7 protein-coding genes and 1 pseudogene are annotated in these 8,625 nt (G+C 65.6%); all 8 read left to right on the top strand.

The window, feature by feature from the left end:
• Positions 1-55 precede the first annotated feature (55 nt).
• Positions 56-829, top strand: coding sequence for an MlaE family ABC transporter permease (locus L1066_RS09885; RefSeq protein ID WP_446499902.1), 774 nt, complete (start codon positions 56-58; stop codon positions 827-829).
• Positions 829-1,667: pseudogene (locus L1066_RS09890) on the top strand (MlaE family ABC transporter permease). The gene L1066_RS09885 and the pseudogene L1066_RS09890 overlap by 1 nt, the downstream one beginning before the upstream one ends.
• Before the next feature lie 7 nt (positions 1,668-1,674).
• Complete coding sequence (locus tag L1066_RS09895; protein WP_235736166.1) at positions 1,675-2,982, top strand: MCE family protein; 1,308 nt, start codon at positions 1,675-1,677, stop codon at positions 2,980-2,982.
• On the top strand, positions 2,979-4,046 hold the full coding sequence (locus tag L1066_RS09900; protein ID WP_235736167.1) for an MCE family protein: 1,068 nt from the start codon (positions 2,979-2,981) through the stop codon (positions 4,044-4,046). Before L1066_RS09895 ends, L1066_RS09900 begins: the two co-directional genes overlap by 4 nt.
• Positions 4,046-5,026: an MCE family protein gene (locus L1066_RS09905; protein WP_235736168.1), complete on the top strand. Its 981-nt coding sequence runs from the start codon at positions 4,046-4,048 to the stop codon at positions 5,024-5,026. Before L1066_RS09900 ends, L1066_RS09905 begins: the two co-directional genes overlap by 1 nt.
• On the top strand, positions 5,026-6,273 hold the full coding sequence (locus L1066_RS09910) for an MCE family protein (protein ID WP_235736169.1): 1,248 nt from the start codon (positions 5,026-5,028) through the stop codon (positions 6,271-6,273). Before L1066_RS09905 ends, L1066_RS09910 begins: the two co-directional genes overlap by 1 nt.
• Position 6,274: 1 nt before the next feature.
• Positions 6,275-7,615 (top strand): MCE family protein, encoded by a 1,341-nt coding sequence (locus L1066_RS09915; protein ID WP_235736170.1) that lies wholly within the window; start codon positions 6,275-6,277, stop codon positions 7,613-7,615.
• Positions 7,612-8,625, top strand: a 1,014-nt coding sequence (locus tag L1066_RS09920; RefSeq protein ID WP_235736171.1) for an MlaD family protein, incomplete at its 3' end; no start/stop codon positions are given. The genes L1066_RS09915 and L1066_RS09920, both read left to right, overlap by 4 nt.

Here is an 8,625-nt window from a genome sequence, read left to right on the forward strand (position 1 = left end):
GCATCACTTGACGCACTGGTAACAAACGCCGACACGATGAGGGAGGTGATCCGGCGTGGGGTTTTCTGCGGCTTCGGTCCTGCGGGGCCCGGGGGAGATGGCCGTCATGGTCGTCGGTGTCACGAAGCGGATCTTCACCCGCCCCTTCCAGACTCGTGAGTTCATCGAGCAGGCCTGGTTCATCACCAGCGTGACGCTCCTGCCCACGATCCTCGTCTCCATCCCGTTCGGCGCCGTCATCTCGCTCCAGGTCGGGAACCTGACCGGCCAGCTCGGCGCCCAGTCCTTCGCGGGCGCGACGGCAGTGCTGGCCGTGGTGCGGGAGGCCGCACCGATCGCGGCCGCCCTGATCATCGCGGGCGCGGCCGGGTCGGCGATCTGCTCCGACCTCGGAGCCCGCAAGATCCGGGAGGAGATCGATGCGATGGAGGTCCTCGGCATCGATCCGCTCGAGCGTCTGGTCGCTCCGCGCGTCGTCGCCACCGTCTTCGTGTCGATCATGATCAACGGCCTGGTGATCTCTGCCGGCATCGGTGGTGGCTACTTCTTCACGGTGATCATCCAGGGTGGCTCCGCAGGCGCCTTCCTCTCGAGCTTCACTGCCCTCGCCTCCATCAACGACTTGTGGATCGCCATGGTCAAGGCTGCGGTCTTCGGATGGCTCGCTGCGATCATCGGAGCCCACAAGGGGCTCACGGCCGGGGGCGGGCCGCTCGGCGTGGGCCGTGCGGTCAACGAGTCGGTCATCATCGCGTTCATGATGCTGTTCTTCATCAACGCAGTCATCACGCTGGTCTACTTCCAGCTCGTGCCACCTCCGGGGATGTGATGGCAAACCTCACCGCAGTCGGAGCATCCGTCATCAAGGCACGTCGCGACAGTCTTGAGCAGTACGGCGACCAGTTCCTCTTCTACGTCAAGGCGCTGGCCTGGACGCCGCGCGCCCTCAAGCGCTACCGCCGCGAGATCTGGAACACGCTCGCGGAGGTGACCTGGGGCGCGGGGGCCTCAGCGTGATCGCGGGCACCGTCGGGGTCATCGGCTTCCTCGCCTTCTTCGCCGGCACCGAGGTGGGCATTCAGGGGTATGCCTCGCTCAACCAGCTGGGTGTGGCGAAGTTCAGTGCCTTCATCTCCGCCTACTTCAACACGCGCGAGGTCGCGCCGCTCATCTCGTCGATCGCCCTCGCGGCGACGGTGGGCTGCGGTTACACCGCGCGCCTGGGCGCCATGCGGATCTCCGAGGAGATCGACGCGCTCGAGGTCATGGGCGTGCCGTCACTGCCGTTCCTGGTGACCACCCGCATGATCGCCGCCTTCATTGCCGTCATCCCGCTCTACATCGTGGCTCTCTCCGCGTCCTACCTCGCGCCCCGACTCATCACCACCTACATGTATGGCCAGTCCGCCGGCACCTATGACCACTACTTCTTGCAGTTCCTGCCGCCCATCGACATCTTGTGGTCCTTCTTCAAGCTGATCTTCCTGGCGGTCTCGATCATCCTGATCCACTGCTACTACGGCTACTCCGCCTCCGGCGGGCCCGCAGGCGTGGGTGTGGCCGTGGGCCGTGCGATCCGGACCTCGATCGTGTGGGTGGTCGTCGCCGACTTCTTCCTGAGCTTCGCGATCTGGGGTTCCACCACCACAGTGAGGATCACGGGGTGAGTCGCCGATGCTGATCAACATCCACCACGACAGCCCTGCGGAGCACCGCAAGCTGCTGCTGTGCGGCGTGCTCTTCATCGCCATGATCGCGGCCTTCCTGACGATCTCGGTCGCCTTCTACCAAAAGGTGTTCGAGCCGGTCACGATGGTGACGATCAAGGCCGACCGCGCTGGTCTCCAACTCGCGAAGTTTGGCGACGTGCGTCTCAACGGCGCACTCGTGGGGCAGGTCCGCAGCGTCGAGCAGGACGGCGACGAGGCCTCGATCAAGTTGGGGCTGCGTCCCGATGCGGCGAAGACGATTCCGGAGAACATCTCCGTCCAGATCCTGCCGACGACGCTCTTCGGACAGAAGTTCGTCGCGCTCGTCCGCCCGGAGGCTCCCAGCGGCCGGTTGTCGGACGGCCAGGTCATTCCGTCCAACCGGGTGGAGACCAATGTCGAACTGAACCGGATCCTTTCGGAGCTGTTCCCACTCCTTCGTTCCATCCGCCCGGCCGACCTCTCCCGGGCCCTCACCAGCTTGGCCAACGCGCTCGAGGGCAAGGGCAACGTGCTGGGTGTGACGATGGAGAAGGTCGAGGGATATCTCTCCGTCATCGAGGGAGAGCTGCCCCAGCTGCGCGAAGACATGGTGCTCCTGGCCGACGTGGCGCAGACCTACGCCGACGCGGCACCCGACCTGCTCGCCACCCTCGGCAACCTGACGGTCACCGCCAACACGTTGGTCGACCAGAAGGAGAGCCTGGCGGCGTTCCTCAACGACCTGACCGGGCTCTCGCAGACCTCCACCCGGGTGTTGGAGGCCAACGAGCGCAACCTCATCAGGGCCACGGAGCTGACCGAGCCGATCACCGATCTCCTCGCTGTCTACTCGCCGGAGTTCCCGTGCCTGTTCCGCGGCCTGGCCAAGTACGACGACTACCTCAACGACATGTTCGCTGGCAACCGCGTGAAGCAGTACACCGAGCTCGGTGCCACCCAGATGGAGGGCTACAAGGAGGAGGACCGTCCGGTCTACGGTGAGATCGGTCGCGGGCCGTTGTGCCACGGCCTGCCCAACCCGGAGTTCCCGATCGGCAAGTTCGAGATCCGCAACGGCGACAACGGCAGCATCGACAAGACCAACCCGTTCAGCATCCTCAGCGGCGACTCGTTCCTGCGGACCTCCAACCAGTACGCCGGCACCGAGGCGGAGCAGTACGCCGTCAACTCGCTCCTGGCCGCCAGGTCGGGTCGACCGGTGGATGAGTACTCCGCGACGTCGGCCATCGTCTACGGCCCGCTGGTCAAGGGCGAGGAGGTGACCCAGTGAGCCGCAACAGCACCACGACGGCAGCGGCCGTCAAGCTCGCCATCTTCACCGTGACCAGCCTCGTCGTCACGGGCTTCCTGGCCTCGGCCATGGGCCTGGGTCTCGGCGGCGGCCGCACCTACGAAGCCGTGTTCTCGAGCGCGACCTCGCTGGAGAAGGGCGACGACGTCCGCGTCGCTGGTGTCGTGGTCGGTGAGGTGAAACGGGTCGAGCACCACAACCGGTCGCAGGCCTTGGTCACCATCAAGGTGAACGACGACGTGCCGGTCACCGAGCAGACCTTGGTCAAGATTCGCTTCAAGAACCTCGTGGGAGAGCGCTACGTCGCGCTTCTCCCCGGTGCGGACGCTGACGCGGCGGACCGTCTCAACGACGGTGACCGGATCCCGATCGAGCGCACCGAGCCCTCGCTCGACCTCAACGTGCTGTTCAACGGGTTCAAGCCGCTCTTCAGCGCGCTCAACCCGGAGGAGGTCAACGAGCTCTCCGAGAACATCATCCAGGTCCTGCAGGGCGAGGGCGGCACGATCCGCAGCCTCCTGGAGAACACCTCGTCCCTGACCAACACGCTGGCCGACCGCGACGAGCTGATCGGTGAGGTCGTCACCAACCTCAGCCAGACCCTCGACACCGTCAACGAGCGCTCCGACGAGCTCACCTCGCTGGTGCTGGACCTGAAGGGCTGGATGAAGGACCTCGCCAAGGACCGCAAGGTGATCGGCGGCTCCCTCGACCACATCTCCAATCTCACCGAAGTGGTGGCCGACCTGCTGCACAAGGGCCGCCCCCTGCTCAAGGACGACATCCGGGAGCTCCGCCGGCTGGCGACGACGTTGAGCCGGCCGGAGAACGAGAAGATCCTCTCGGAGCTCCTCGAGACCCTGCCCGAGTCCATGGAGGACCAGACCCGTACCGGCACGATGGGATCCTGGTACGCCTACTACCTGTGCTCGGTGGGGTTGTCGGTGAAGCTGCCGATCCTCTCCGACGTCCCGCTCCTCGACGAGATCCAGAAGGCGATCAGCAACGTCCAGCTGCGCTCGACCGCGAAGAGGTGCCAGTGATGCGTGGACACACCGACCGCCAAGTCATGCGCTACGGCGCGATCAGCCTGGTCGTCGCCCTGCTGGTCATCGCCGCCACCTTCAACCTCCAGAAGTTCCCCGGTCTGGCAGGCGCCGACTACAAGGCCCAGTTCCAGGACGCCTCCGGCCTGCGCAAGGGCAACATGGTGCAGGTTGCCGGCATGCGCGTCGGCAAGGTCAACGACATGTCCGTCGAGGACGGCCTGGTCGTCGTCGACTTCGAGGTCGACGGCGACGTGGAGTTCGGCACGGAGAGCCGCGCCGAGGTCAAGGTGCTCAACCTGCTCGGGGAGAAGTACCTGGAGCTCGTGCCGGCCGGTCCTGGGCAGATGAAGGAGAACGCCACCATCCCGGTGGAGCGCACCAACTCGGCCTACGACATCGTCAACGTGCTCGGCGACCTCAGCGACACGACCGAGCGCATCGAGACCGATCGCCTCAGCCAGGCACTGAGCACGATCGGCGACGTCGTCGAAGTGTCGGGTCCGGAGCTCGAGGGGGCCCTGGACGGCATCACGCGACTCTCGGAGACGGTCAGCAGCCGTGACGCGGAGCTCAAGACGCTGCTCGCCAGCAGCAAGGACCTCACGCAGCTCCTCGACGAGCGCAAGGTCGACCTCATGGAGATCATGCAGGCCGGCCAGGCGGTGTTCCGTGAGCTGAGCAACCGCAAGGAGTCCGTGCACCGTCTCCTCGTGAGCGCGAAGACCATGGCCAAGGAGCTCAAGGGCGTGGCGGAGGACAACCAGGCGGAGATCGGGCCCGCCATGAAGGAGCTCGACCAGGTGCTGACGCTGCTCAACAACAAGGACAAGCAACTGCGTCGCACCCTGCGTGCCTACGGACCCTATGCCGACATCCTCGGTGACGTGATCGGCACCGGCCCGTGGTTCGACGCCTACGTCGTCAACCTGCTCAACATCGCCAACGGCGAGTTCTCCGACCTGAGGACGAGCTGATGATGAACCTCGTCAATGCCAAGTTGCTGGCACTCGTTGCCGTCCTTGCCCTGGTGGCGGTGGCGTTCTTCGTCCTCGACGAGGACGCGGAGACCAAGACCGCCACGGCCTACTTCAGTCGTGCCGTTGCCCTCTACCCGGGCAGCGAGGTGCGGATCCTCGGGGTGAAGGTCGGTGAGGTCACCGCAGTGATCCCCGACGGCTCTGCGGTCCGTGTCGAGATGGAGTACGACGCCTCCTTCGACGTGCCGGCCGACGCCAAGGCCGTGATCATCACGCCGACGCTCGTCTCCGACCGGTTCGTGCAGCTGACCCCGGTCCACACCGAGGGTCCGGTCCTGGCAGACGGCGCCAAGATCCTCAACGACCAGACCGGCACCCCGGTCGAGCTCGACCAGATCTACAGCAGCCTCCGTGACCTCTCCGTGGCGCTCGGCCCCAACGGTGTCAACAAGGACGGCACGCTCAACCGGGTCCTTTCCGTGGCGGCAGAGCAGTTGGCCGGCAAGGGACTCAAGGGCAACAAGATGATCAAGAGCCTGGCCGAGGCAGCCGAGACGTTCGGCACCAGCAGCGGTGACCTCTTCGAGACGGTCGACAACCTGGCCTCCTTCACCGAGACGCTGGCCGCCAACGACGAACTCGTGACGGCGTTCATCGCCGACCTGGCCGACGTCTCGGGTGATCTCGCCGACGAGCGACAGGAGTTGCAGGAGGCGCTGGCCGCTGTGGCTGGAGCGGTGTCGACGGTTCGGAGCTTCGTGAAGGACAACCGAGAGGCGCTCTCGGAGAACGTCGAACGGCTCACGACCGTGATCAAGTCGGTCGCGACGGAACGTGAGAGCCTCAACCGAGCGCTCTTCGCCGGCCCCACTGCCATCTCCAACCTCAACGCGGGCTTCGACGTCCGGTCGGGTACTCAGGGCTCACGGTTCTCGTTCGCGGGCAACATCGCTCGCGTCGATCGCTTCCTGTGTGCCCTGATCACGCAGAGCGACAACATCAGCAACGCGCTGACCAAGACTGCCTGTGCGATCTTCGAGTCGGTCCTGACACCGATCACCAGCCCCATCCTGGGGCGCACCACCGGCCAGGAGGAGTCCACCGCAGGCACGCAGTCGAGCAAGGCGTCGAAGAAGACGAAGTCGGCGAAGAGGAAGCAGGCCACCACGGATGCTCGCCCCAATGTCAACGACTACGACAGCGACACCGGAGCCACCATGGCCGACCTGATGGGAGGTCGCTGACATGGCCCGCCGCCGTGCACGTCGCTGGCAGGTGAGTGCGGTCGTGCTGACCCTCTTCGCCACGATGTTCCTCGCCGCCTGCGACCTCTACGACCTGCCGCTGCCGGGGTCGCCCGTCGACAAGGACCACGCCTATCAGGTGACGGCCGACTTCGAGGACGTCATGAACGTGGTGCCGAAGTCTCCGGTCATGGTCGATGACGTGACCGTGGGCGAGGTGCTCGAGGTCGAGCGGGACGGCTGGCGCGCCAAGGTCACCATGCACCTGCGTGACGATGTGGTGCTGCCGGCCAACGCAGTGGCGGAGATCCGTCAGACCAGCCTCCTGGGGGAGAAGTACGTCGCTCTCGAGACGCCGCTGGACGGTGGACGGGGTCAGCTCGCCGACGGGGCCCACATCGACCAGAAGGCGACCTCGCGCAACCCCGAGGTCGAGGAGGTGCTCGATGCGCTGTCGTTCCTTCTCAGCGGTGGTGGGGTGGCTCAACTCGGCAACATCACCCACGAGCTCAACGAGCTCATGAGCGGCCGCGAGGGCGACCTCAAGAAGGTCTTCAACACCCTCGACGACGTCATCGGCACGCTCGACGACCAGAAGGTCGACATCATCAACGCCCTCGAGTCGATGAATCGGCTGAGCACCACGCTCAACAGTGAGCGTGACACGATCAGCGACGCCCTCGATGCGATGGCGCCCGCTGTCGGGGTGCTGCGGGACCAGCAGCGGAACCTGGTCACGATGCTGACGGAGCTGGAGAACCTCGGCAAGGTGGGCACCCGCGTGATCGGCGCGTCCAAGGACGACCTGCTCGCCGTCCTCGGCGACCTCAAACCGATCCTGACGCGCCTGAACGAAGCTGGCGAGACGTTGCCCGAGGGGCTGTCCCTCATGCTCAGCTTCCCGTTCCCGGACGAGGCACGCGAGATCGTGAAGGGCGACTACGCCAACGCGCAGATCAAGCTCGACGTGAGCCTGGACAACTTCATCGGCAGCGAGCCGCTGATCAACCCCGGGGAGACCCTGGACAAGGTCGGCAAGTGCGTCGCGAGCCTCAACGTGCTCGGTGCGCAGTGCCAGGCCGTGCTGGCCGACCTCGACCTGGTGAAGAAGCTCAAGCAGGTGTGCAACGGGCCCGGTCTGGCCAACAACCCCGTCTGCCTCCTGGTGAAGACGTTGCCGGATCTGAGCGGTCTGCTGGGGCTCGCCTCCCACCGGGCCGGGAAGACCGACGGGACGACCACCGAGACCGGTCTGCTCGGGGTGGGCGGCCTGGCCCGCGAGCTGACGTCGACGGCTCCGGAGGACCCCAGTCCTGACCTCTACGGGAAGGCCTTGTCATGACTCGCGGCATCAGGGTTCGGCTCATGCTCTTCGTGATCCTCAGCGCCGTGGGCATCGTCTACGTCACCGCCAACTATCTCGGGGTCGTCGACAAGGTGCTGGGGCGTGGGTTCACCGTGCATGCCACCCTGCCCGACTCCGGCGGGCTCTACGAGGGCAGCTCGGTCACCTACCGCGGGGTCAAGATCGGCAAGGTGGCGAAGATGTCACCGACCGAGGACGGACTCAAGGTCGACCTGGCTCTCAAGGAGGGCACCAAGCTGCCGATCGAGTCATCGATCCACGTGCACAACCTCAGTGCGGTGGGGGAGCAGTACCTCGACTTCGAGCCCGTCACCAACCAGCCGCCCTATGCGAAGCAGGGCACCACCTACACGGGCAACGCCTCGTCACTGCCGGTTGGTGAGGACGACCTGCTCGTGCAGCTGGACGAGTTCGTGTCGTCGGTCGACAAGGAGAGCACCAGCGTGGTGCTCAAGGAACTCGGCGACATGTTCAGTGATGCCGATGCGCCGCTCTCGAAGCTGATCGAGAACGGCGTGCACTTCGTGGACGTCGCCGTGGAGCACACTCCGCAGACGATCAAGCTGCTGCGGCAGGGCCACACCGTGCTCAAGAGCCAGCAGGGGCAGAGCGAGAACATCCGTGCCTTCTCCCGCGACCTGAAGCTCCTCACGAAGGCCCTCAGGCAGAGTGACCAGGACCTGCGCACGGTCCTCAAGGACGCTCCGCCCGCGGTGCGTGAGGTCCACAAGCTGCTGAAGGACCTCGAGCCCACGCTTCCCGTGCTGCTCGGCAACATGGTCACCGCCAACGGTGTGATGGTGGCCCACCTGAGTGGCATCGAGCAGATTCTCGTGGAGTTCCCTCGCGCGGTCGCGGCCGGCTTCACGGGTACGCCGGGTGACGGCTGGGGGCACACGAACCTCCAGCTGGCGCAGACTCCGCTCCCGTGCACGGGCAAGGGCTACAAGCCGGCGAAGGAGTGGCGTTCGCCCCACGACCTGACC

This window comes from Nocardioides alcanivorans (genome assembly GCF_021555175.1).
Taxonomy (GTDB): Bacteria; Actinomycetota; Actinomycetes; order Propionibacteriales; family Nocardioidaceae; genus Nocardioides; species Nocardioides alcanivorans.

Bases quoted from the DNA above. Each gene is read 5' to 3' on its own strand.
- L1066_RS09895 (WP_235736166.1), top strand. From the start codon at position 1,675: ATGCTGATCAACATCCACCACGACAGCCCTGCGGAGCACCGCAAGCTG.
- L1066_RS09915 (WP_235736170.1), top strand. From the start codon at position 6,275: ATGGCCCGCCGCCGTGCACGTCGCTGGCAGGTGAGTGCGGTCGTGCTG.
- L1066_RS09910 (WP_235736169.1), top strand. From the start codon at position 5,026: ATGATGAACCTCGTCAATGCCAAGTTGCTGGCACTCGTTGCCGTCCTT.
- L1066_RS09905 (WP_235736168.1), top strand. From the start codon at position 4,046: ATGCGTGGACACACCGACCGCCAAGTCATGCGCTACGGCGCGATCAGC.